Origin of the sequence: Coleofasciculaceae cyanobacterium (assembly GCA_036703275.1) — a bacterium.
In the GTDB taxonomy this organism is placed as follows: domain Bacteria; phylum Cyanobacteriota; class Cyanobacteriia; order Cyanobacteriales; family Xenococcaceae; genus Waterburya.
Window position 1 is genome coordinate 268,963 of sequence record DATNPK010000028.1, and the last position, 25,161, is coordinate 294,123.

At 39.6% G+C, this 25,161-nt stretch carries 19 protein-coding genes; 11 read left to right on the forward strand and 8 right to left on the reverse strand.

The features are described 5' to 3' along the window. Positions 1 to 20: 20 nt before the first annotated feature. Together V6C71_08020 and V6C71_08025 are read right to left on the reverse strand one after the other, a co-directional pair. On the reverse strand, positions 21 to 1,139 hold the full coding sequence (locus V6C71_08020) for a type IV pilus twitching motility protein PilT (GenBank protein HEY9768445.1): 1,119 nt from the start codon (positions 1,137 to 1,139) through the stop codon (positions 21 to 23). 69 nt (positions 1,140 to 1,208) lie between these two features. Beyond that, entirely contained in the window at positions 1,209 to 3,212 is a 2,004-nt protein-coding gene (locus tag V6C71_08025) for a GspE/PulE family protein (protein ID HEY9768446.1), read from the reverse strand. Between the two features lie 426 nt (positions 3,213 to 3,638). On the opposite strand from V6C71_08025, the gene grpE reads away from it, so the two are divergent. The 5 genes from grpE to rsgA all read left to right on the forward strand — a co-directional run bounded on the left by grpE (position 3,639) and on the right by rsgA (position 9,184). Further along, entirely contained in the window at positions 3,639 to 4,364 is a 726-nt protein-coding gene (grpE, locus tag V6C71_08030) for a nucleotide exchange factor GrpE (protein HEY9768447.1), read from the forward strand. A 142-nt stretch (positions 4,365 to 4,506) separates the two neighbouring features. After that, the gene (dnaK, locus tag V6C71_08035) at positions 4,507 to 6,495 is read left to right on the forward strand and encodes a molecular chaperone DnaK (protein HEY9768448.1); all 1,989 of its coding nucleotides are present in this window, start codon (positions 4,507 to 4,509) and stop codon (positions 6,493 to 6,495) included. 159 nt (positions 6,496 to 6,654) lie between these two features. After that, complete coding sequence (gene dnaJ, locus V6C71_08040) at positions 6,655 to 7,791, forward strand: molecular chaperone DnaJ (protein ID HEY9768449.1); 1,137 nt, start codon at positions 6,655 to 6,657, stop codon at positions 7,789 to 7,791. Further along, complete coding sequence (locus tag V6C71_08045; protein HEY9768450.1) at positions 7,788 to 8,066, forward strand: sulfurtransferase TusA family protein; 279 nt, start codon at positions 7,788 to 7,790, stop codon at positions 8,064 to 8,066. Before dnaJ ends, V6C71_08045 begins: the two co-directional genes overlap by 4 nt. Continuing rightward, positions 8,063 to 9,184 carry a small ribosomal subunit biogenesis GTPase RsgA gene (gene rsgA, locus V6C71_08050; protein HEY9768451.1) on the forward strand — a complete coding sequence of 374 codons (1,122 nt, stop codon included), beginning with the start codon at positions 8,063 to 8,065 and terminating at the stop codon, positions 9,182 to 9,184. Before V6C71_08045 ends, rsgA begins: the two co-directional genes overlap by 4 nt. Before the next feature lie 144 nt (positions 9,185 to 9,328). On the opposite strand, the gene V6C71_08055 is transcribed toward rsgA, so the two are convergent. Both V6C71_08055 and rsmD read right to left on the reverse strand, forming a co-directional pair. After that, positions 9,329 to 10,333, reverse strand: a complete 1,005-nt coding sequence (locus V6C71_08055) for a glutathione S-transferase family protein (GenBank protein ID HEY9768452.1) — start codon at positions 10,331 to 10,333, stop codon at positions 9,329 to 9,331. 54 nt (positions 10,334 to 10,387) lie between these two features. After that, positions 10,388 to 10,924 carry a 16S rRNA (guanine(966)-N(2))-methyltransferase RsmD gene (gene rsmD, locus V6C71_08060; protein ID HEY9768453.1) on the reverse strand — a complete coding sequence of 179 codons (537 nt, stop codon included), beginning with the start codon at positions 10,922 to 10,924 and terminating at the stop codon, positions 10,388 to 10,390. A gap of 1,014 nt (positions 10,925 to 11,938) precedes the next feature. On the opposite strand from rsmD, the gene V6C71_08065 reads away from it, so the two are divergent. After that, positions 11,939 to 12,412 (forward strand): transposase, encoded by a 474-nt coding sequence (locus V6C71_08065; protein ID HEY9768454.1) that lies wholly within the window; start codon positions 11,939 to 11,941, stop codon positions 12,410 to 12,412. Positions 12,413 to 12,490: 78 nt separating this feature from the next. Here the strand turns inward: V6C71_08065 and rsmI are convergent, their stop codons facing one another. Next, positions 12,491 to 13,357 (reverse strand): 16S rRNA (cytidine(1402)-2'-O)-methyltransferase, encoded by an 867-nt coding sequence (gene rsmI, locus V6C71_08070; protein ID HEY9768455.1) that lies wholly within the window; start codon positions 13,355 to 13,357, stop codon positions 12,491 to 12,493. Between the two features lie 262 nt (positions 13,358 to 13,619). Between rsmI and lgt the strand changes: the two genes are divergently transcribed. The 3 genes from lgt (at position 13,620) to V6C71_08085 (ending at position 16,443) form a co-directional block, all read left to right on the forward strand. Beyond that, positions 13,620 to 14,495, forward strand: coding sequence for a prolipoprotein diacylglyceryl transferase (gene lgt / locus V6C71_08075; GenBank protein ID HEY9768456.1), 876 nt, complete (start codon positions 13,620 to 13,622; stop codon positions 14,493 to 14,495). A 132-nt stretch (positions 14,496 to 14,627) separates the two neighbouring features. Then, positions 14,628 to 15,419 (forward strand): precorrin-4 C(11)-methyltransferase, encoded by a 792-nt coding sequence (gene cobM / locus V6C71_08080; GenBank protein ID HEY9768457.1) that lies wholly within the window; start codon positions 14,628 to 14,630, stop codon positions 15,417 to 15,419. 154 nt (positions 15,420 to 15,573) lie between these two features. Then, positions 15,574 to 16,443 carry an inositol monophosphatase family protein gene (locus tag V6C71_08085; GenBank protein ID HEY9768458.1) on the forward strand — a complete coding sequence of 290 codons (870 nt, stop codon included), beginning with the start codon at positions 15,574 to 15,576 and terminating at the stop codon, positions 16,441 to 16,443. A 281-nt stretch (positions 16,444 to 16,724) separates the two neighbouring features. On the opposite strand, the gene V6C71_08090 is transcribed toward V6C71_08085, so the two are convergent. Then, positions 16,725 to 16,988 carry a DUF3146 family protein gene (locus V6C71_08090; protein HEY9768459.1) on the reverse strand — a complete coding sequence of 88 codons (264 nt, stop codon included), beginning with the start codon at positions 16,986 to 16,988 and terminating at the stop codon, positions 16,725 to 16,727. 234 nt (positions 16,989 to 17,222) lie between these two features. Here V6C71_08090 and V6C71_08095 point away from each other — a divergent pair, with 234 nt between their 5' ends. Further along, entirely contained in the window at positions 17,223 to 18,653 is a 1,431-nt protein-coding gene (locus tag V6C71_08095; GenBank protein HEY9768460.1) for a GTP-binding protein, read from the forward strand. A gap of 120 nt (positions 18,654 to 18,773) precedes the next feature. Continuing rightward, a complete protein-coding gene (gene asnS, locus V6C71_08100; GenBank protein HEY9768461.1) occupies positions 18,774 to 20,165 on the forward strand; it encodes an asparagine--tRNA ligase in 1,392 nt (463 codons plus the stop codon). A gap of 76 nt (positions 20,166 to 20,241) precedes the next feature. On the opposite strand, the gene V6C71_08105 is transcribed toward asnS, so the two are convergent. Both V6C71_08105 and V6C71_08110 read right to left on the reverse strand, forming a co-directional pair. Beyond that, positions 20,242 to 23,619 carry an AAA-like domain-containing protein gene (locus tag V6C71_08105; GenBank protein ID HEY9768462.1) on the reverse strand — a complete coding sequence of 1,126 codons (3,378 nt, stop codon included), beginning with the start codon at positions 23,617 to 23,619 and terminating at the stop codon, positions 20,242 to 20,244. Between the two features lie 43 nt (positions 23,620 to 23,662). Then, positions 23,663 to 24,964, reverse strand: a complete 1,302-nt coding sequence (locus tag V6C71_08110; protein ID HEY9768463.1) for an AAA-like domain-containing protein — start codon at positions 24,962 to 24,964, stop codon at positions 23,663 to 23,665. Positions 24,965 to 25,161 lie beyond the last annotated feature (197 nt).

The following is a 25,161-nucleotide window of genomic DNA, read 5'->3' on the forward strand; positions in this document are numbered from 1 at the left end:
ATAGTTAGGTTGAATAGTAATTAATGACGTTGGGCATTTTTGGCATTGGTCATCATACCCATGCCAGCAGCAGCACCTGTCAGACGCTGTAGTTCATCGGGGCGAGAACTTTTAGCTAATCCCTCTTCTATACTGACAAAGCCTTTTTTAATCAAATCTGCCAAAGCCTGTTCCATAGTCTGCATCTCCATTTTTGCCCCCGTTTGAATTGCTGAGTATACCTGAGCTGCTTTACCCTCGCGGATTAAATTGGCGATCGCCGGAGTGACAATCATGATTTCCTGCGCCATAATCCGTCCAAACTCTCCAGGTTTGGGATTTTTCTTTTTCACTAAGGTTTGACTAAAGACGGCTATTAAAGAGTTAGATAACATGGCTCTAATTTGCGCCTGTTGACCTGCGGGAAAAACGTCAATTATTCGATCTACTGTTCCTGAAGCGGAATTGGTATGCAGAGTACCAAATACTAAGTGACCTGTTTCTGCTGCCGAGATGGCCAAAGAAATTGTCTCTAAATCCCGCATTTCTCCCACCAAGATAATATCGGGATCTTCGCGCAGCGCTGCTTTTAGAGCATTAGCAAAGCTTTTGGTATCTTCTCCTTTTTGCCGTTGATGAAATAAACTCTTGACGTTATCGAAGACATATTCAATTGGGTCTTCTACCGTCAGGATATGTTCGCCACGGCTGCGATTGATTAAATCTAGCATCGCTGCTAAGGTTGTAGTTTTACCAGAACCTGTAGGTCCTGTTACCAAGACAAGACCTCGTGGTCGTTCGGTGGTTCTTCTGATTACATCAGGCAGACCTAACTGATCGAAGTTAGGAATTTTAGAAGATAACGCCCGCAAACAAGCAGCATAACATCCTCGCTCTTTATAAACATTGACTCTAAACCGAGCTAAACCTTTTACCCCGTAAGAACAATCTAGCTCCCAGTGCTGCTCCAATTCCTTTCTTTGGTTGTTATTGAGCATACTGAAGATTAATCTTTGGCACTCTTGAGGAGTCAGCTCATCCCCAATTGGTGTCAATTTACCGCTGATGCGAAAATATATTGGTGCGCCAGCCTGGATATGCATATCAGAGCCACCCATTTCTACCAGTTGTTCCATCATGTCTTCGATCATTAAATCCATAATCTATTCTTCGCAAAAATTTTCTTAAATTGTTTAAATTAAGTGTCAATAAGTTAGGCTATGGCTTTTCTAACTAAAACGGGGAGTCATACAGTAGGGACAATCCAACCATTCGGGCTGCAACTCCGCGCTACAGGTACGACAGGTTAAACCACTTTTGCGTTTAGCCTTCAATTCTGATTCCAAGCCTGAGTCGGTAAAGGTTACTCGTTCAACCTCTTCTAGGGTGGTATGACCTTCTTTAACCAGATTTAGACTGTATGCCAGGATTGTAATCATGCCTTCTTCTACAGCAGCTTCTTTGATGCGATCGGTATTTGCTCCTTCGTTAATTAAAGTCTGTAGTCTTTCCGAATTTCGCATCACCTCGTATACCCCGACTCGCCCTTTATAGCCATCACCATTACATTTTGGACAAAGACTCCTATTCGCTTTTGCCTGGGAAAGCTGTTCCACATCTAACTTATGAGCTTTGTAAAAGATCACTTCCTCTTCTATCGCAGCTGATAAACCGAATCTAGCTAACTCTTCGTGGGTGGGATTATAAGCAATACGACATTCGCTGCAAACTTTGCGCATTAATCTTTGAGCTAAAACTCCTAGCAATGCTCCCGAAATCATAAACGGCTCAACACCCATTTCATCCAAACGGGCGATCGCCCCAGCAGCATCATTGGTATGCAGGGTAGTTAAGACTAAGTGACCAGTTAAGGCAGCTTCAATCGCTGTTTTTGCCGTTTCTGAGTCTCTAGTTTCACCTACGAGGATTACGTCAGGATCTTGTCTCAAGAAAGCCCGCAGGATCGAGGCAAAGTCCATTCCCTTCTCACGAATTACCTGTACTTGAGTAATACCATCGAGGGAGTATTCAATCGGGTCTTCGGCAGTACAAATATTAATATCAGGACTGTTTCTTTCAGCTAATACTGAATAAAGACTGGTAGATTTACCTGACCCCGTAGGTCCTGTAACCAGAATGATTCCAAAAGGACGTCTTGCCATATCTCGAACTATTTCTAGAGTAGGCTCGTGAGAAATTAACTTATCTAAACCTAGCTGAGTTGCTGAATTGTCAAGAATCCGCAAGACTACTTTTTCTCCATAGCGGCTAGGCAGAGTATTAACTCGAAAGTCCACCTTTCTTCCCTGGAACATACGACGGATTTTGCCATCTTGGGGCAACCGCTTTTCGGCAATATCCAGCTCTGCCATAATCTTGAAACGAGCAATTACAGCAGGAATAATCTTTTTCGGCATCCGATCAAAAGGTTGCTGTAATACACTATCTTTGCGATAACGTATTTTCAAGCCTTCTTCTTGAGGTTCAACGTGGATATCAGAAACACCATCCTGTAAAGCTTTGGCTAAAATTTTATTAACCAGAGTAATAATTGGTGCTGCTTGAGCTTCATTTGCTGCACCCAAGTCATCAGCTAGTTCGTCATCTGAATCTTCTAAATTAAAATCAAAATTGTCTAGTTCTAAGGAAACATCGACATTAACTTCTTGTTTTTTAACAGTTTCTTGTTTGACCTGCTCGTCTAAAAACCGATCGATTAGCTCTTGATAGTCAGATTGAGTAATAACCTGCCTTTCAACCGTAATACCTTTGGGTCGCAGAATACGATTAAGATCGTCTTGGGCTTCCAGGTTATCTGGATCAACCATGGCTACGACCAAGACAGGTTTTTCACCCTCTTTTTTTTGTAGAGGAATCAGGCGGTAACGACGGCAAATATCTAAAGGAATTAGGGAGTTAATTAATTCCCCCATCTGGTTATCGCTAAATTTATCCGTTTCTATTTCGGGATCGACTGATTCTACACCGAAAAGAACTTTCAGCTCAAATAAATGATGTTTTTTATACTGACGCAGTAAATCTGGCGGAAGCTGTTTTCCCGTGGTCGATTCTAATATTTCTACTAAAGAGCATCCCGTTTTGCGACTCTGTGCCAAAGCCTTCTGCATTTGGTCACCGTCAATAAACCCTTTTTGTACCAATTGGTTACCAAAAGGGGATAAGTTATTACGTAGGGCGATCGCCCGAGTTTTATTAGAAGAGGAGTAAGCCATAAATCAGTAAAAATATCTCGGTCATGCTAACTAGTGTTCCCCAAAGTTCGATTAAAATTTCCACGAAACTAAACTAAACCTTTGAGCTAAAAGTTAGTTGACTAAATTATGATTTCTTACTTAGGTAGCAAAAAATTAGGTTGAGCAAAGAAGTGGCTGAGTCTTTTGCAGAGTAAGCTCCCGCAGATTGCCATCTGCGATAACTGGTAATACTTCGCAACCAGATGATCTCTGGCTGGCAACCGAACAAAGTTAACCAGAAAATATCTTATGATGACTTTAAAAGAAAACTATCTATAGGGTTTGCTTTGCGATCGCCTAGTCATTGACCAGACAGTTTTGATGAGCTAAGTCTTAATAAAAATTGTTAATTCTTCTAAAGAATGCAATATCCTATATTTTGTACGTGGAGAGACAAACATTCCTATGAATGAAGAGCAGAAACAACCAGAAATCATTTCCGAAAATCCCGAAGTTATTGTTGTTGATAATTCAGCAGACAATAATAATTCTGTGCCAGAGTCGATTTTAGAAACAGAGCAAGCTACACAAATCAAGACAGAAACAGAAGCAGACAGTCAAGCTTCCGAAGAGAATGAAGCAATCTTTGCTGCGTTTCAGCAAGAAAATGCCAATCTTAAACAGCTTTTAGATGAAAAAAGCCAGCAGGCAGACTTATCCAAAGCACAGTATGCTAGATTGGCTGCGGATTTTGAAAATTTTCGTCGTCGAACTGTTAAAGAAAAAGAAAACCTGGAACTACAGGTTAAAAAAAATGTGATTACCGAATTATTGCCGGTGATCGACAACTTTGAGCGAGCTAGAACCCAACTCAAACCTGACAGCGACGGAGAAAAAGCAATTCATTCCAGCTATCAGGGAGTATATAAAACTTTGGTCGAGTGCCTTAAAAAGATGGGGGTATCGGCAATGCGTCCTGAAGGGCAAGAATTCGATCCCAATTATCACGAAGCAATGTTGCGGCAGCCAACCAGTGAATATCCCGAAGGAACGGTTATGGAGCAGCTTATACGAGGATATGTGTTGGGAGATATAATTTTGCGTCATGCTATGGTTAAAGTTGCTGTTCCTCAAGAACCTGTGATAACTTCGGAAGAGAAAAAGACAGAAAACGAAGAAAATGATGATTAAGTAATTCTATGGTCCGAAGCTGATTAAAGTTTTAGGTCTATGAAGTACTGATTAGGCATGACGGTATGCCGAATATTACCATAAGTTTCGTTGTCAACTTCTTGATAATTTATACAAAAATGAAAGTTACTGCCTAAGCACTATGGCAAAAGTTATCGGTATTGACCTGGGAACTACCAACAGTTGTGTTGCTGTGCTTGAAGGGGGAAAGCCCATAATCATTGCCAACTCAGAAGGTGCGCGGACAACTCCCAGTATGGTGGCATTTGCTAAGGATAATACTCGTTTAGTAGGTCAATTGGCAAAAAGACAATCGGTCACTAACGCCCAAAATACTATTCACAGCATCAAACGCTTTATTGGTCGCCGTTGGGAGGACACAGAACAAGAGCGATCGCGCACTCCCTATAAATGTATTCCAGGTCGGGATGATACTGTCGATGTTCAAATTAAAAATCGTCAGTATACTCCCCAAGAGATTTCTGCCATGATTTTGCAAAAGCTGAAGGCTGATGCCGAAAGCTTTCTGGGCGAAGCAGTAACCGAAGTGGTCATCACTGTTCCAGCATATTTTACCGATGCTCAAAGACAGGCAACGAAAGATGCAGGTACGATTGCTGGGCTAGAGGTATTGCGCATTGTCAATGAACCCACTGCTGCTGCCTTAGCTTATGGTTTGGATAAACAAGACAAAGAAGAGCATATTCTAGTTTTTGACCTGGGAGGCGGTACTTTTGATGTATCTGTGTTGCAGTTAGGCAATGGGGTTTTTGAGGTCAAAGCTACGGCTGGTAACAATCATTTGGGCGGAGATGACTTTGATAACGTTATTGTACGCTGGATGATCAAAACTTTTTATGCTCAAGAAGAAATCGATCTCAGAACAGATAAAATGGCACTCCAGAGAATGCGCGAAGCTGCGGAAAAAGCCAAAATAGAGCTTTCTGTCGCTCCTACAACTTCCATTAACCTGCCGTTTATTACCGCTGATGAAACTGGACCCAAACATATTGAACTCGAATTAAGCCGAGCTAAGTTTGAAGAACTAGCAAAGAATTTAATTCAAAAAACTTTAGATCCTGTGAGGCTAGCCTTAAAAGACTCTGACTTGAAGCCAAACGAAATAGACCGCATCATCTTAGTAGGAGGTTCGACGCGCATTCCCGCAGTTCAGGCAGCGATTAAAACTATCTTTGATGGAATGCAAATCGATCGCTCGGTTAACCCAGATGAAGCTGTAGCCGCTGGTGCTGCTATCCAAGCAGGAGTACTGGGTGGTGAAGTAGAAGACGTTTTGCTGTTAGACATTACGCCTCTGTCTCTGGGTATTGAAACTCTGGGTGGAGTCTTCACTAAAATCATTGAAAAAAATACCACTGTACCTACCAGCAAATCGCAGCCTTTTTCTACTGCTGCTGATGGACAAACAACTGTAGAAATTCACGCTCTTCAAGGCGAAAGAGCTATGGCAAAAGACAACAAAAGTCTGGGCAAATTCTTGCTGACTGGAATTCCTGTAGCCCCTAGAGGAATGCCTCAAATTGAAGTGGCGTTTGAAATCGACGTCAACGGAATTTTACAGGTTTATGCTCAAGATAAAGGTACTGCAAAACAGCAAAGTATCACTATTAGCAACACTGGAGGTTTAAGCTCTAGCGAAGTTGAGAAGATGCGCCAAGAAGCAGATAACTATGCCGAACAAGATCGCCGTAACATTGAACTGGTTAAATTGAAAAACCAAGCTGAAAATTTAATTTATAATTATGATTCAACTGTTAGTGAACAAGGGAATTTAATTCGTGATGAGCATAAAGCACAAATCGCCCGAATTAAAGAAGAGTTTAACATAGCCTGCAATAATCCCCACACTACCATTAAAGAAATTGGCGATATTTTAGATGGTCTGCGTCAAACGTTGCTGGCAATTGGTACGGAAGTCTATCAACAAAAAAATTCCGAATCAAATAATTCTTTTGCCTTTGACGATTTTGATGACGATGATTTAGCTGGAGACAGCAATAGTACTATTAAAGCAGTGGTTAGCCTATCAAATAATGCTCAGGTCGAAAGCGGTAATGATTTGGGGCAAAATGACGATACGTCTTTTGACGATTATGAATCAGTCGATTAACTAGTCACACTGGCTCTGCCGTATGATGTTAATTTTCGCCATAGCCCTAAAATTTAGCCAAACTAAAAAAATTAGCTCTTAGTAGTAACCGTACTATATTTACTGGTTCTGATTTTGTTAAAGTACAATCAATAAAACATAGGAATTAATTAAGATTTTATGGCAGGGGACTACTATCAAATCCTGGGCGTATCCCGCGATGTAGATAAAGATGAACTAAAGCGTGCTTATCGCCGTATGGCACGTCAATATCATCCCGATGTCAACAAGGAACCAGGAGCAGAGGAAAAGTTTAAAGAAATTAATCGTGCATACGAAGTTCTTTCTGAACCAGAAACTCGCGCTAGATACGATCGCTTTGGCGAAGCTGGTGTAGGTGGTGCAGCAGGAGCATCAGGATTCGATTATAACGATATGGGCGGTTTCGCCGATATATTTGAAACTATTTTTAGCGGATTTGGTGGAGGCGTTGGCACCAGTCAAGGCCAATCTCGCCGTCGCAACGGGCCAGTTAGAGGAGACGATTTACGCTTAGATTTAAAGCTGGATTTTCGAGAGGCGGTTTTTGGTGGCGAAAAGCAAATTAAAATTCCCCACCTCGAATCTTGCGAAACCTGCAACGGTACGGGGGCTAAACCAGGCACTGGAGTTAAAACCTGCGGAACCTGTAGCGGTAGTGGTCAGGTACGTCGCGCTACTCGTACTCCTTTTGGTAGTTTCGCCCAGGTATCAGCCTGTACGACCTGTAATGGTACTGGGCAGGTAATTGAGGAAAAATGCGGGACTTGTCATGGCGCAGGTCGTCAGCAAGAAACTAAAAAACTCAAAATTACGATTCCGCCTGGAGTAGATAATGGTACTCGTCTGAGAGTCTCTGGAGAAGGAGATGCTGGAGTTCGCAGCGGTACGCCTGGAGATTTATATGTTTATTTGTTTGTCGAATCTGATCGAGAATTTATCAGAGAAGGGATTAACATTAGATCGGAAATTACGGTTAGCTATTTACAAGCTATTTTAGGCTGTAATTTGCAGGTTAATACAGTTGATGGGAAGGAAGAGCTAACTATTCCCGCGGGTACTCAGCCTAATACAGTGCTTACCTTAGAAAACAAAGGCGTACCTAGGTTGGGTAATCCTGTCAGCCGAGGAAATCATTTGATTACGGTTAAGATCAATATTCCTACTAAAGTTAATTCAGAAGAGAGAGAATTATTAGAAAAGCTAGCTACCGTTAGAGGCGAAACAACAGGAAAAGGCAGCAAAGAAGGATTCTTGGGAGGTTTGTTTCAGAAATGAACTCTGAGCCCCTAAAAGGTACGGATAGTTATACCTCAGATCGTGCAGATGCTTATCTAGATTTACGCGGTACACCTTGTCCGATTAATTTTGTGAGAACTAAGCTTCGTCTCGAGCAAATGTCCCCTGGCGCTTTATTAGAAGTTTGGCTCGATCCTGGCGAACCAATCGAACAAGTTCCCGATAGCTTAAAAATCGAAGGCTATCAGCTAGAGGCGTTGGATGAACGCCAGGATTTCTTTGCGATGTTAGTTCGTCGTCCTCTAGTGTCGTGAGTGATTGGGATTTAATTGCTCGAAAACTAAATAGCGATCGCCCTAATGATCGCAAATCTGATGTGCCAATCTGGGGAACGGTAGTTGCGGTTCAGGCTAACTTTTATCGGGTCAAGCTGGTAGGCAACTTCGCCACCCAGTTTTTGCTTTGTACTCGTCGTACTCGGCTCAAAAAAATTGGACAAAAGGTAATGGTCGGCGATCGCGTTTTAGTGGTAGAACCAGATTGGCTTGATGCTCGAGGAGCAATTGCCGAAGTTTCTAATCGTACTACCGAGCTACAGCGACCACCTGTGGCTAATGCTGAGTTAATTTTGCTGGTATTTGCTTTAGAAGAACCTACTTTAGATCCCTGGCAACTGAGTCGCTTTTTGGTTAAGGCCGAATCTACGGCTCTACAACTTTGTTTATGTCTTAATAAGTGCGATCTAATCGAGGCAGCACAACAGCAGTGGTGGCAGCAACGTCTTCAGCAGTGGGGATATGATGCTAGCTATATTAGCGTCGAACAGCAATTAGGCATCGAACCATTGTTGTCTCGCCTCAAGGGAAAAATTACCGTAGTAGCAGGACCAAGTGGAGTTGGTAAATCCAGCTTAATTGATGCTTTAATTCCGACCGTTAAGTTACGAGTGGGTAAAGTATCGGGCAAGCTGCAACGGGGTCGCCATACTACGCGCCATGTAGAGTTATTTGAGCTTCCTGGGGGCGGTTTGTTAGCCGATAGCCCAGGATTCAATCAGCCTGAGCTGGACTGTCTTCCCAGTAATTTAGCGCATTATTTTCCTGAAGCCAGAGCTAGATTAAAGCAAGGAATCTGTCAGTTTAGTAATTGTCTGCACCGAGATGAGCCAAATTGCGTTGTTCGAGGAGATTGGGAAAGATATGAGTATTATCTGGATTTTTTAGACAAAGCGATCGCGCGTCAAGCAGCATCGCAGCAGCAGCCAGATGAAGAATCTAGCCTTAAGCTCAAGGTCAAGCGTTCGGGTAAGAGTCAATACGAACCAAAGTTACAAATTAAAAAATATCGGCGTACTTCTCGCAAAACCAGACAGCAAAATCTTCAGGAAACTTATGAAAGACAGCTAGATGATGAAAGAGAAGATCGACTGTAGATTATTGGTCATATCCTGAGCGCATTAAACATTTATTAATAACTTGTTCAATGTTTAATGCTCAATGCTCAATGTTTGGTCAGAGAAGTTATAGCTACTTTAAGTCAAGAGTACTTTATCAATCGGATTTAGTATTATTAACTATTAATTTACAGTTATTGTTTCTCTATGGTGAGGCTGTAATAAATTGGTCAGATCTGGCCCAATTGGAATGATACCACCAGGATTTAAGGGAAATAAATTACCGTAATAATCCCGTTTAATGCTTTCCAAGTCACAGGTAGCTGCAACGCCTGGTAACTGATACAAATCTCGCAGGTACGCGCCTAAATTACTGTAATCTTTGATACGGCGCAGATTGCATTTAAACAGCCCATAATAAACAAGATCAAAGCGAAACAAGGTAGTAAATAATCTTACGTCTGCCAGGCTAGGGCGATCGCCACAAAGGTAGCGATTAGTTTCTAAAACTGCGTCTATTTCATCTAAGGTAGAAAACAACTTCTGACTTGCCTGTGTATAAGCCTGTTGAGTTTGGGCAAAACCGCAGCGATAAACCCCATTGTTAACAGTATGGTAAATCTTATCGTTCCACTGGTCTATTTGCGATCTAAGGTTTTCTGGATAGAGATCGTAATCTGGATGTTGGGCAAATTGATTAAATTCTGAGTTGAGTATTTCAATAATCTCAGCACTTTCATTATTAACAATGGTGTTAGTCTGTTCGTCCCATAAAATCGGTACGGTGCAGCGCCCTGTGTAGCCAGACTGAGATAGCTGATATAGTTCTGGTACGGTACTGCAACCTAATTCTGGCTTGGATAACACCCAAATTCCCGCATCGGGAGACGGATAGACGATTGATACGGCGATCGCTTCTTCCAGCCCCTTTAAGGCACTAGTAACTAAGGTACGATGCGCCCAAGGACAACCCAAACCCACATACAAACGATAACGCTTAGCAGCGGGTTGATAAAGATTATCTGGTTTAGTACTAATAAAATTTCTAAATTGGCTTTCGGGACGAATATATTCTCCCGTTTGGTTACGGGGTGCAAGCTGAGACATCATAATTTGCCACATCGTTGTCCAAACAAACTTGCCCGTTTTCACAATTAACTTGCCTGGAAGAGATTTGTTCTTTGCCATTAATTTTGCTTCTCCATCATGAAAAACTCTGTAGAGGCGTTTCCCTACAGCCAATCATTGCACTGCATAGAAACTGAGGGTTGTGTTGCCGTAGGACTTCTGGCGATAGATCTTTAATCCAGGTACTTCTTTAGCTTGCCAAAGTCGAGGATTGTGTTCGACTGCGATCGCGCCTTCTAGGGTAACTAATTCCAGAGAGGCGATCGCTTTTAAAACAGGTAAATATAAATAACTATCGTAGGGGGGATCGAAATAAATCCAGTCAAACTTTTGTCCCGTCAGCTTTTTAATTTTAACTAATACATCTCCTTGAAACACTTGATAAGATTGTTCTGATTGGGCTACCTGCTGCCAGTTATGTTCAATTACCTTACAGGCTTTACCATACTGTTCAATACCTACCGCCTTACTTGCACCGCGACATAAAGCTTCTGCCCCCATTGAACCATTGCCTGCACATAGATCTAGCCAACTACAGCCTGGGATGCGATCGCGCCAAATATTAAACAAAGCTTCCCTGACTCTGGCAGCAGTGGGACGAGTTCTTTGTCCTGGTACTGTCCTCAGTTGTCGATTGCCATAGATTCTCATATTCTTCGATCTGATCTCTGAGCAATACATATAGAGATTGCTAAATTTATCTTAACGTGAGTTTGGTTTATGTAGTAACTTATTTAATCTTCGCTATTTCTACCTAATAATTTTATCGATTATTTTAATTTTTAAATAACATTATTAATTAAATTTTTAGAGCAATTTAACTTCATAATTGGTGTGATTATATTTACGTAATCTTGGAATTTAGATAAAATTAAATAATAAATGTAAATTTTAGCTAAAGAAAATTCTTGCTGCTATAAAGATTAAAAATCTTGTGTGGCTGATTGAAAAAGATCAATTAATAATATTATTTAAAATAAAAACCTGCTGATTTTGATTAAAGAAAAATACAGCATTGTATTATCTAATCAAAATCGACTTGCTTTAACACCAAACATTTAAACCATCATGGCAACAAATAATATTGAACTAGCCAGCTCATATCAAAATCTATTTAATACTTCTAAGCCCCTCACAAAATTGCCAATTATGGACTCGATGCAGAACTATTAACCAATAATAATCGAGTACTAATTTAATACGATCGAGTTCTATTTATTGACTCGACAATTGAAGATTATCAAAGTTTAATTGATAATTTAGCGCAACTAACTAAAGTCGTAATTTTAGATTTTCAACGTGACGGAATAGTTCAAATAAGTGATTCGCTGAGTAAATATGACAGTTTAGATACGATACATATTGTCTCTCATGGTCATGTTGGAGAGTTAAGTTTAGGTAATACCAAACTAAATCAAAATACGTTAACTGAATATACAAATCTATTATCTAGCTGGAATAATTATTTACAAGATAATGGCGATATTCTGCTTTATGGCTGTAATGTCGGTGCAGATTTAGCTGGTACAGAATTTATTAAAGATTTAAGCGAATATACTAAAGCCGATATCTCTGCTTCCACTGATTTGACTGGTAGCGAGGATCTACATTTAGAGAGATAAATCATGAATACAGTTATTTTAGGCACAAACCTAGGCGAACAACATTGAAGCAGGTAAAAGAAACGATACGGTAGAAAGAAATGAGGGCAACGATCTATTGATAGCTGGCTCTGGCAATGACATTCTCTACGGTCAAGCTGGAAGCGATCGCTTATCTGGTGGAAATGGTAACGACAAGCTCTATGGTGAAAAAGGCAACGACATTTTGGATGGAGGAGACGGTAATGATACCCTAAACGGTGATGATGGCAATGATACTCTTTTTGGTCAATTGGGTAAAGAAATATTCAAAGACTTGTTAATAAAATGGAATTGCTCATTGGTCGAGTTCGGAGGAGAAAGCGACCACATACACTGTCTTTTTGAAGCAGAGCCAACTATCGAACTAGTATTTTTAATCAAAAATCTAAAGTCAGTTTCTTCTCGCAGAATTAGACAGGAATATAGTCAGCACTTAAAGCCTTTTTACTCGAAGAACTACTTTTCTGGAATCGAGCTTATTGTGTTATTTCCGTAGGAGGTAGAGCTAATATAGAAACGCTACTTATGTACATAGAAAATCAGGACTCACCCGCTAGGTTAAAGCCTCGACTAACTAACGATTCATCTCTGGTAGAATCGTAGGATGCGTGTCGGGATTGCTCAAATCCAATTGATAAATTTCTCGTCGAGAAAGAGATGTTAACTTCGATAGATGACGACTAGCTTGCGATCGCGTCATTCCCCGCTCTAATAGTTGCTGGAATTCGCGTTTTAGTTCTGCTTCGGAGGTAATTAAGCTGGTTTTGGCTGCGCCTTTTAGGACTAAAGTATATTCTCCCTTTGGTTGCCGCTCGTTGCTGTACATAGCGATCGCTTCACCGATATTTCCGCGCCAAAATTCTTCGTGTACTTTAGTTAACTCTCGCGCTAGTACAATTTCTCTGTCTGCACTTAATACGGCCGCTAAATCTTTCAAAGTTTTGAGAATACGATGGGGAGCTTCATAGAGAATTACTGTCTTGGTTTCGCTATGTAATAATTCTAATCTTGCCTGACGTTCACTTTCTTTCAGTGGCAGAAATCCCTCAAAGATAAATCTCTCGGTGGGCATTCCTGATGCAGCTAAAGCACTGATTACTGCTGTTCCCCCAGGGATAGGAATTACAGTAATATTCTGAGCGATCGCCGCTTGGACTAACTTAACTCCAGGATCGGAAATACTAGGCATACCAGCATCTGTTACCAGAGCAATATCTGTCCCCTGTTGCAGACGTGCGATCAGATCTTGAGTTCTAAAGTCTTGGTTATGTTCGTGATAGCTAATTTGAGGTGTGTTAATTTGTAGATGCTTGAGTAGTTTACCCGTTCGGCGAGTATCTTCTGCTGCAATAAGATCTACTTCTTTCAAGATACGAATCGCTCTAAGAGTAATATCTTCTAAATTGCCGATGGGAGTTCCCACTAAATAAAGTTTGCCCAAGGTTTAGTTACTTACTAGCTTAAATCTACTGGTATTTACTGATGATACTAAAATTAGCAGTGTTTGTTTGCTTCGAGTATTGATTAAATATATTAAAAATAATCGTTAAATGGCAAGAAGACGAAATTAACTAATTATAAAAATTCTAGACAAGGTTAAAGCGCATATCTGTCTGGAATTTTTATAAATACCTAATATACATAAGCTAATAAACCTGAGATAATGAACAGCGATTAGAAAATACCTTAGCTAAAGTAAGACCTTGCCAACTTACATAGATATATTCGCGTTTCAGTTTCAATCTCCTGGTCCAACTATTTTTGAAGTTGGTCCAATTGAGGTGCGTTGGTACGGTCTATTAATTGCGACCGCAGTTTTAATCGGCGTTACTCTATCTCAATACTTAGCCAAACGTCGGCGAGTAGACCCAGATTTGCTGGGAGATTTAGCGATTTGGTTGGTTATTTCTGCTATTCCTTGTGCCAGACTCTACTATGTTTTGTTTGAATGGCAAGAATATGCTCAACGTCCTGAAGATATTATTGCTATCTGGAAAGGGGGCATTGCAATTCATGGAGCAATAATTGGCGGAACGATCGCCACGATTATTTTTGCTCGAATCAAGCGTATTTCGCTATGGCAGTTATTAGATTTAATTGCACCTTCTTTGATCTTAGGTCAAGCAATTGGACGTTGGGGCAATTTCTTTAACTCTGAAGCTTATGGCAAGCCGACGGATTTACCTTGGAAACTTTTTATCGCACCTCGCTATCGACCTTTAGAACTACTAAATTTTGAATATTTCCACCCTACCTTTCTCTATGAGTCTTTATGGAATTTGGGGGTGTTTGTCTTGCTGATGTCCTTATTTTTTTGGGGACTAAAGCAATCTAACCATCTAAAAACAGGAACGATCGCAGCCGTATATTTAATTGGCTACAGTTTGGGTCGAGTGTGGATTGAATGGTTGCGTACCGACAGCTTGATGATTGGTCCATTAAAAATAGCTCAGATAGTTAGTTTAAGTGCGATCGCGCTAGGTCTACTCATTCTTGCTTGGCTATACTGGTTCAGACGACCATTACCTGATGTAGTTTCCCTTAGAAGTCAGCAGAATAGCCCTAGCCACAGACCATAATGGGAACATAAGGACTCTGACAACGACTTTAGCTGATAAAATTTGTAAAAGTTGTCAAACTATATTTCCATTGTGCAATGCTCCATACATTAATTGCAAAATCTTAAATATCGCTCATTTATTGCTCATTTCATGAAATCATTTCAACTCACGCTTAAACCTGCTGTATATATTATTGGTGCAGGTCCTGGAGATCCAGAATTATTGACTATCAAAGCCTATAAAATTTTAGAACAAGCTGATGTAATTCTCTATGCAGATTCTTTAGTACCAAAACAAATCTTACAGGATGTTCGTGAAGATGCAGAATTAGTGGCAACGGGCAACAAAACCTTAGAGCAAATAATTCCTCTGGCAATTGAGCGGGTTAGACAAGGTAAATCAGTTGTGCGACTGCATTCTGGAGATTTAACTTTATATAGTGCGATCGGCGAACAAATACAGGCTTTCGCTGATGCAGATATTGCTTTTGAATTAATTCCTGGCATTAGTGCTTTTCAGGCTGCTGCTGCCAAACTTAGCACTGAGTTAACTATCCCAGAACTGGTGCAGACAATCATTTTGACGCGAATTAGCGGTAATGCATCGTCTGTACCCAAAACTGAAGAATTAGCGTCTTTAGCTGCTCACCAAGCCAGTTTGTGCCTTTATTTGGCGGCTCGCCATATTGAAAAAGCCCAAGAAAAACTGTTAAAACATTACCCCAAAGATACTCCTGTAGCAGTTTGCTATCGAGTCGGCTGGCAAGATGAACAAATCTGGGTAGTCTCTTTAGAACAAATGGCTGCGGTTACTCGTGAAAACAATTTAATTAGAACCACTTTATATCTAATTAGTCCTGCACTACAAAAAGCCGTAACTACCCGTTCTCGTTTATATCATCCCGAACACTCTCACTTGTTTCGTCCCACAATAAAAGAATAAATCAGCGAGGAAATATGCAAGCGTCGTAATATAGGATTAACTAATAACTACAAACTAATCACCAATAACTACATGAGTATGCTGCTGTACCAACTGAGATATAGTTATTGGTTAGGATTATTAAGAAATAGCCAAATATTACTAGGAGATAGCTTTGGGCAACAATCAGATCGAAAAGTTACCAGAAATTCTCAAAATAGCTCGCTCTGTCGCTTGGGGTGCAGCTGATGTTCTTAGTTCTTTTTATCACAAAGACACTTCTGATTTGGATGTTAAAGACAAAAAAGATGGTCCTGTTACGGAAGCCGATTTAGCTGCCAATAAATATATTTTAGGCAGGTTAAAAGAAGAACTGGGAACTGAAGATTTTGGTTATTTGTCTGAAGAAACTTTTGATGTCAAAAAAGCTGAACCCATCCCTAAAGACTGGGTTTGGATTATTGATCCGCTTGACGGCACCAGAGATTTTATCGATAAAACTGGTGAGTATGGAATGCACATTGCTTTGGCGTATCAAGGTCGTCCTATAATTGGCATTGTGGCTATTCCTGAAGCGGGTAAGGTTTATTTTGCTGCTAAAGATCGAGGTAGTTTTGTCGAAACCAAAGATGGCACGGTCACACCGAGCGCAGTTTCCGAGCGCAACAAGATTGAAGAATTATACTTAATTGTTAGTCGTTCTCACCGCGACGATCGCTTTAAACAATTAATTGAACGCCTACCGTTTGCGGGTAAAAAATATATGGGTGGCGTTGGGGGGAAAATTTCTACTCTCCTCGAACAAACATCTGATGTTTATCTTTCTTTGTCGGGTAAATCAGCAGCCAAAGATTGGGACTTTGCCGCACCAGAATTGATCCTTACCGAAGCTGGTGGTAAGTTCACCTATATTAATGGTGAGCCTGTGTATTATAACCAGGGAGATGTAAAACGATGGGGATGTATTGTGGCTACTAATGGACAGTGTCATGAAGCTCTTTGTGAAAAAGCTGCTGCGATCATCGACGAAATTGATAATGGGTAATATATTTAAGCTAATTAAATTTTGTACTTGAAGGTTGATGATCTGAGTTGAGCGATCCCAAGGCTAGGCGTAAGCCTAATCGCTCAACTCAGTTTTTTTTTGTAAATGTTAATTAACAGACGCTAATCAAATAAATCTTTAGCTCGAGTAGTTAGGCTATCGCGTAACTATTGGAGAATTTGGAGACACATCTTGTAAGCCCCGCCCCTCTCTAAAAATCATTTGCTGTTGATTGCTTAGTTTGATTTGCTTCTACTTAAACCGAACTGACGTGACTTAAATTACATTTTTGTTCTGACTGTAAAAGTATAGTCGCCACCAGCTTCCAACTGATGATCGCAGCGTTCTAGAAAACGTTCTAACGGTTCTTGAATTAAAGCTCTGCCCAGAGGAGGTTGAACAGAAAGCTGTCTTTGACGGAAACGCCATCTAAATTGCCATTCGTACTGAGCAGCTTGAACTTCTCCTTCAATTTTACCCATTGAAATAGACTGTTGAGTGATGCGGACATGGGCAATTGTTTCTGGTAGATAACGACGGTTCACAATTTATAACAAGCAAGTTTACTCGGTAGATATTGTTAGGTTTCACTAGTTAATATAGCGACTCTTCAATCAATCGCGGACTAATCTAGTTCTAGCTCAAAATAATACAGTACTCCAAAACCAGTTTTGGCGAGCTTCTGCGATCCCAGACTGAAGTTACCTAAACCCAAAAAAATACGACACACTATAAATTAAAGGTCAATAAAAAAGCTCACCTTATCAAGAGGTATTCTGATGTTGTCTCAAGAAGAAATAAACAATCAGGCAGAATTAGAACAGGCACTGGTTGGCTTTGAAGAAATTAATGCCGAGCTAAATTATCGTAAAGCGCAAAATTCTCTACGCAGTTTAATCAGTAACATTGACTTGACTGCTGAAGAACAAAGTGGATTAGAGTCAGAAATAGAGCGTCTAACTCAAATGCTGGATAAACTGGAACAGTCTGTAGTGCAAATTGCCGCTTTTGGTATGGTAGGCAGGGGTAAATCTTCGGTACTCAATGCTCTAGTTGGACAAGATATTTTTCCCACAGGCGCACTTCACGGCGTTACTCGTACCATCGATAGTGCTGACTGGAAACTAACCCCAGAACAAATCGCCGACACCTCAAAAAATCTGCAACGTCTAACTATTCCAGGAAAGCAAGGCGGAGAAATTCAACTGCTTGATACTCCAGGAATTGACGAGGTGAATGGTGAAGCGAGAGAAATCTTAGCCTGCGATCTAGCTCAGAGAGTAGATCTAATCCTGTTTATCGTATCGGGTGATATTACTCAAGTTGAATATCGTGCTTTGTCCAAACTGCGAGAAGCAGGAAAGCCGATGTTGTTAGTGTTCAACAAAATCGATCAGTATCCCGAAGCAGACAGACTGGCAATCTATCAGAAAATCAAGGAAGAAAGAGTTAGAGAACTGATTTCTCCTGATGAAATTATTATGGTGGCTGCATCTCCAATTGAGGTCAGAGGGATAAAAGATCGAACAGGTAAACTTAAAGTACAAAGGATTCGGGGTGAATCTCAAATAGAATCTCTCCGGCTAAAAATTTTAGAGCTATTAGACCGTGAAGGCAAATCTTTAGTAGCTCTAAACAGTATGCTCTTTGCCGACAGAGTAAACGAACAGCTATTAGGTCGTAAATTAGCAATTCGCGATCGCGCTGCCAATGCCTTAATTAATCAGGGAATGATGGTTAAAGCCATGGCGGTGGCACTTAATCCGGTGACGGCGATCGATTTGTTTTCTGGGGCAATTATTGATGTAGGAATTATTCTCTCTTTGTCCCGTCTTTATGGCATCAATATGACCCAATCTGGGGCAGTGCAGTTATTAAAGAACATTGCTCTAAGCATGGGCGGAATTAGTGCTAGCGAACTACTTGCAACCTTGGGTTTAAGCTCGATTAAAGGGCTTTTAGGACTAACAGTTCCCGCTACAGGTGGTTTATCTCTCGCGCCTTATTTGTCAGTGGCGATCGCTCAAGGAGGAGTGGCTGGAGTATCTTCTTATGCCATTGGGCAGGTAACGAAAACTTATTTAGCCAATGGCGCATCCTGGGGAGAACAAAGTCCTAAAATAGTGGTGCAGAAAATTCTTGATTCTCTAGATGAGCGTTCAATTCTCAATCGAATTAAATCAGAACTGCGAGCCAAGTTACATCCTTAACCCTTTAACATAAACAGTTGAACTTAAAAACTAAAAGCTAAGAGCTACTCTAACCGTTTAATATCTTGACCCAAACTGACGTTAAAATAATTCAGATATCAAGCATGAATTAGAGGCGATATGGTAACTAGACGAGTTGCAGACATTCTCAAAAATGGTCAACCAGATGAATCCGTAACCATTCAGGGTTGGGTACGCACCAAGAGAGAATTAAAGGGGTTTTCTTTTGTAGAAGTCAACGATGGCTCGTCTATAGCAGGTTTACAGGCTGTTCTGGATGCTGATTTGCCCAACTATGAAGAAATTCTTAAACAACTAAGTACTGGAGCATCCGTAGAAATAAAGGGCAAGTTAGTCGAGTCTCCAGGAAAAGGGCAGAAAATTGAAATGAAAGGGGAGTCGGCGGTCGTGTATGGTACCGCCGATCCTGAAACCTATCCTTTGCAAAAGAAACGTCACTCTTTCGAGTTTCTCCGCACCATCAGCCACTTGCGATCGCGCACCAATACTTTAGGAGCAGTTTTTCGGGTACGGAATGCTTGCGCTACGGCAATTCATCAGTTTTTCCAGGAGAAAGACTTTCTCTGGATTCACAGTCCGATTATTACAGCCAGCGACTGTGAGGGGGCAGGAGAGTTATTTACCGTTACTAATTTAAATCTCAACAAGCTACCTCAAAATGAGCAAGGAGAAGCAGATTATAGTCAAGATTTTTTTGGCAAACCTGCTTATCTTACCGTCAGTGGACAGCTACAGGCAGAAGTAATGGCAATGGCATTTAAGAATGTTTATACTTTTGGTCCTACTTTTCGCGCTGAAAATTCCAATACTTCTCGTCATTTGGCAGAGTTTTGGATGATTGAGCCTGAAATGGCTTTTTGTGACTTGGAAGGAGATCAAAACCTAGCTGAAGAATTTCTTAAGTACATTTTTAAATATGTTTTGGATCATTGCGCCGACGATTTAGAATTCTTTAATAAGTGGGTCGATAAATCTGTACTGGCAAATGCCGATACCATTGTTAGTAATGAATTTGAACGAATTACCTATACCAAAGCTATTGAATTGCTAGAAAAAGCTAAGCAGAAATTTGAGTTTCCTGTCGAATGGGGCATCGATTTACAGTCGGAACACGAACGCTACCTAGCTGAAAAACTGTTTAAAAAGCCCGTGATTGTAACCAACTATCCCAAGGATATTAAAGCTTTTTATATGCGTTTGGATGAAGGTGAGAAAACTGTCTCCGCCATGGATGTGCTTGCCCCTGGAATTGGCGAAATTATCGGTGGTTCACAACGGGAAGAACGCTTAGATGTTTTAGAAAGACGAATCAAACAGATGAATATCGAAGCCGAGGATATTTGGTGGTATTTAGATTTGCGTCGTTATGGCACAGTTCCCCATGCTGGCTTTGGTTTGGGTTTTGAAAGACTAGTGCAATTTATGACTGGAATGACTAATATTCGTGATGTAATTCCCTTTCCTAGAACTCCTCTAAGTGCAGATTTTTAGATTTTTAAATAATATTTGACGTAAGGGCATTTAAGCAAACGCCCTTACAAATCTTGAATCAACTTTTTAGATCCAGTTAATGACAAAGGTTTCGGTCTTGCAATTCTACTTCTGAACTATTTGCTAAATAATCTTCGATCCAGTTACAGCCATATTGTAGAGGGCTTAATTGGAGAATATTATTTAAATTCCAGAGAATAATTTTGGCATCTTCCCCCGCCGTAGCTAAAGTTTGGCTATCGGGGCTAAAAGCTACTGACCAGATAGAGTTATCGTGTCCCTGTATGGTTTTTATATATTCCCACGTTTGGTTATTTGGTTGCCAAAGTATAATTTTGCCATCGTCATCAACACTGGCTAGATCTTGCTGATTAGGACTAAGAGAAATTCCTTTAACGGCAGTCTGATGTTTTTCAAGAGTTGTTACTATTGTTCCTGATAGATCCCAAATTTTAATAGAGCGATCTTCGCTACCAGAAATAATTTGTTTGCCATTTGTGATCGCTGTCCTGACTGCATCTTGGTGTCCTTGGAGAGTTTGTAAAAGCTCACCCTCTAAATCCCAAACTTTAACTGTCTTATCTTCACTAGCAGAAACTAAGTATTTATTATCGGGACTAATTGCAACATCCCAAACTTTTTGTCTATGACCTTTTAAGGTATGGAGTAAATTACCTTTGATATCCCAGATTTTAATTAAGTTATCATCCCCAGCCGTCACAATTTTCTGACCATCAGGACTAATATCCACTGCCCAAATAGCAGAATTATGAGCTTTAATCGTCTTGACCGTATCGTTATCAGCTTGCCAAATTCTGAGGGTTTTATCTGCGCCAACCGAGGCAATGGTTTGAGCATGAATTACCACATCATAAACTTCGGCAGTATGTTGGCGAAAAGTTTTAAGAAGAGTCCCTTCGGGGTTCCATAATTTGACAGTTTTATCATCGCTAGCAGAAGCAATTATCCGACCATTATAGTCTAAAGCGATCGCAACATCTTGATGACCAGACAGGGTTTTGATCGGGTTATTCTCAGGCTGCCAGAGTCTGACGGTTTTATCCCAGCTAGCAGAAGCAATATTACCATCGGGGGTATATGCCACATCCCAGACCCGGCTGGTATGTCCCCGTAGAGTAGTCATTTCTGTCCCGTTACTATCCCAAATTTTTAGGGTTTTATCGGCACTAGCTGAGACGATTTTATTGTTAATTGGATTTACTGCCACACCATACACAGGTGCAAGATGTCCTCTGAGAGTAGCGATTTGTGTCCCGTCACTGTCCCAAATTTTCAAGGTTTTATCTCGACTTGCTGAGATAATTTTACGCCCATCGGCAGTTACAGCTACTGCACGTACTCCTTCTGTATGTCCTGTGAGGGTTTTAATTAATTTCCCTGCTTGCCAGATTTTAAGAGTCTTATCTTCACTGGCAGAAATGATTTTGTCCCCTAGGGTAAAGATAACTGCCTCGACTGCTGCGGTATGTCCTGACAGAGTTTGGATTAGTTTGCCTTTGTACCAAATATTTATCTTGCCGTTTTCGCTACCTGTAACGATCTGATTATCTCCGATGGCTACACTGCTTAGTGCTTGTGGATGTTGGAGTGTATCGATTAACGTACCGTTTTGATTCCATAGTTTTACAGTGCGATCGCGACTAGCAGAAGCGATAGTCTTGGCGTTAGGACTAATTGCTACATCTACCACCCAACCATCATGACCTTTTAATACCTTGTGAAGTTGCCAGCCTGTAGTATTTTTTTTCCATAATCGAACGGTGTTGTCTGTGGCAGCAGTAGCCATCAGTTTACCATCGGTAGAAACTGCGATATCATAAACGCGATCGCTATGTCCTAAAAGACGGTTTTTTTCTTTAATTTCGTACACTACTTGTTGCAAAGCGGTATCTACTTGTTGAGTTAGGTTTTGATTAACCCCTAGAGATTTATTTAGTTTTTGTTTGGCTTTGATAGCTGCAATCAATCCATCTAGTTTTTGATTAGAGGCAGATAAGGCGGTACTAGATTGAACTAAAGCACTAATATTACTGAGGTTAGCCTGACGAGACTTAAGATAAAACCCTGTAATCATTGCCAGAGAGAAGAGAATAAACAGTCTCTGCCATCGGACTAACTGTTTTTCTTGAGCTAATTGTTTGGTCATAAATTCGGCTTTTCGGGCTAATTCAGCTTGTTTTTGCTCTTTAATTGCCAGAAATTCACTTTTTTGCAAAAAATCTTTTTCAGTGATGGTAATACTATGTTTTCTTGCCCAAACTTGTCCTTCAACTAAGGCTTCTCCTCGTAACAAACGAGAGGTATCTTGACGTTGGGATTGTAACCAAGCTGCGATCGCATTTTGATAGGGACTGATAGCAGCTAATTGTTTGGCAACCCACTGTTGATTAAAAACTCGTTCATAGATTAAATTACTAACTTTTAATTGACTTTGTTGTCTGGTAACCAAACCACTAAGACGTAATTCAACTTGTTCATCGCTACCATCAATAATTATTTCTTGCTGGTTGAGTATACTATGATAAAGAGTCAAAAGTCTGGCTTTATTTTGTTGATTATATAACAGGCGATCTCGTATAGTTTTAAGATGTTCCGGTTCGTCTTGAATTTCCCAATTATCTACTAAGTAATGTTGAATTATTTTTGGGATATTAACTTGTTTTGGTTTACTATATTTAACTATTAAATAACAAAGTTTTTGGGTTAAAAAAGGCTGTCCTTTTGTCCAGTGTAAAATCTCTTGCAAGATTACTTCTGGCTGTAAAAATTTACTATTTAAACCTGATATTAATGGTTGGGCTTCTATAAAATTAAAACCTGTAAGCTGAATGGCTTTGCCAATATTAAAAGGACTTAATTGTTTATCAATTCTCAGATTAGAAGGAGTGGCTACACCTAATAGACAAAAAGTCAAACGTTGATATTGCTTTGATTCAACCCTCTTTTCATAACAATTACGAATTAAGATTAAAAATTCATCCCGAAAATCCAGATTAATAATATTATCAACCTCATCGAGAAAAATAATAATATCTGCGGTACAGTTAACCAATAAAACATCTTCAATAAATCGGCTAAATCTTTGCACTGGGGGTAATTCCAAATGCGATCGCCACCATTCTAAATCGTCATCTATCCCAGAAGTTAAGCGCAACCTGCGCCATAATTCCGCCAGCAAACCACCATACCATTGTTCTGCTGTCGTAAATCGACCTAAAATACCCAAGTCGATCGCTACACATTTAAATCCTTCTTTGGCTAAAGTCTTCATTGTCCTTACCTTGAGACTAGACTTGCCCATTTGCCGAGAGTTAAGTACGTAACAGAATTCTTTTTGTTTTAAAGCATCATAAATATCGCAATCGGCAACTCTTGTAATATAAGTTGGATGTCCATAACGTAAACTTCCCCCAACTTTGTAAAAGTCTAACATTTGTATTGTTGATTGTTAAATGTTAAATGTTAAATGTTAAATGTTAAATGTTATTTAGTCTCGGTGAAAAATATAGTTTATATAATTCACAACTAGGCATAACAATATTCTCTGTTGTAGACCATTGAATTAAGCCCATGCGATAAAGTTGATAAGCTAAAAGAGTATCTACCTCAATTGGTTCAGGGCTATTTAAAATTTTAAAAAATACTTTTGCCAACTGACTGTTAGACTTTAAATTGATTAAATGTTGTCTGAGATAACTTTTATAAATACCTGTATCTGTTGCAGCTTGCTGTAGTAATTCACTCAAGCTGGACTGAGAATTTTTTGCCAAACAAGATAAGAGTGAATCAACTAAGTAAGGATGTCCTCCTAGCATTTTAATTATTAGTTTTAATTCATCAGAAGACAAATTTAACTGATAACTTATAGCTAATTCTTCTATCTGCTGCTGATTAAAGGATTGTAATTCAATTGGCAAACCAACATTAAAAGGAGACTGATTAATATCTAAACTGCCAAAATCTTCCGTCGAATAAACTACAACTAATCTTAACTGTTCCCAAAGCTCATCATTGTTAGCTTCTTCGTGCCAACTTCTTAATAAATAAAAGAAATCCTGACTAATATCGGGATAATTTAACAGGCGATCGACTTCATCTAAACCTAAGACTAAAGGTTGCTCAGAATGTTGTAATATCATTTCCAAGTATCTGGTACAACTAAGCATACTGCCTCGATCTTTATTCCAGTAATCATCAAGGTTAAGATCGAGTTTTAAAGCATCAGTAATATAAATACAAAACCAACGTAAAAATTGCTCTAAATTATTAAATTTACTTGTTTCTATTTGTAATAAGTTTATATGAACCGTAAAATATTGTTTATTAGCGTAGGTCAATATATTATTCAATAATCGACTTTTCCCCATCTTACTTGGTGCTTTGATTCTAATTAATGCTCCTGGTTGCAAAATAGCTTGATAACATTCTGTTTCAACTGTTGAAAGTTGTAAATCACTAAAATTTGAAATTAAACAATGTTCTGATTCCTGAAACTTTTCTAATAGCCAATCTCTTAATATCTGAAAACTTCCTGCACCTTGGCGATCTATTAACGCCACGCACCCATTGCTTTTAGTTTTATAAACCTTATAAATATTAGTTAGATGTCTGACAAAAGACTCAAAACTGGCTACTTCCGCTAACTCCCAAATATCTTCAACTCTTTTCAACCAGTTTTTGTGACTAAAGCGTGTTAAAAATACGCTTGTTTGTGTAGTAGTCAGATTGAATTTTAGTGCCTGACGCTCCAAAAAATTATCCCATTGATTATAATTCATGAATTATTTACTGTATTCAATTTATTTTTTTTATCTATTATAAATAGAGATTTAATTGTCAAATATGTTTTACTTTTTCTAGTTATTTTCTAGTTATTTTCTAGTTATATTTTTTGAGAATAATAAAGTTTCTATATTTTCCAGATTGAATAATTTGATTTTAAAAAATATATTGAATTTGACAGCTTAAGTTATTA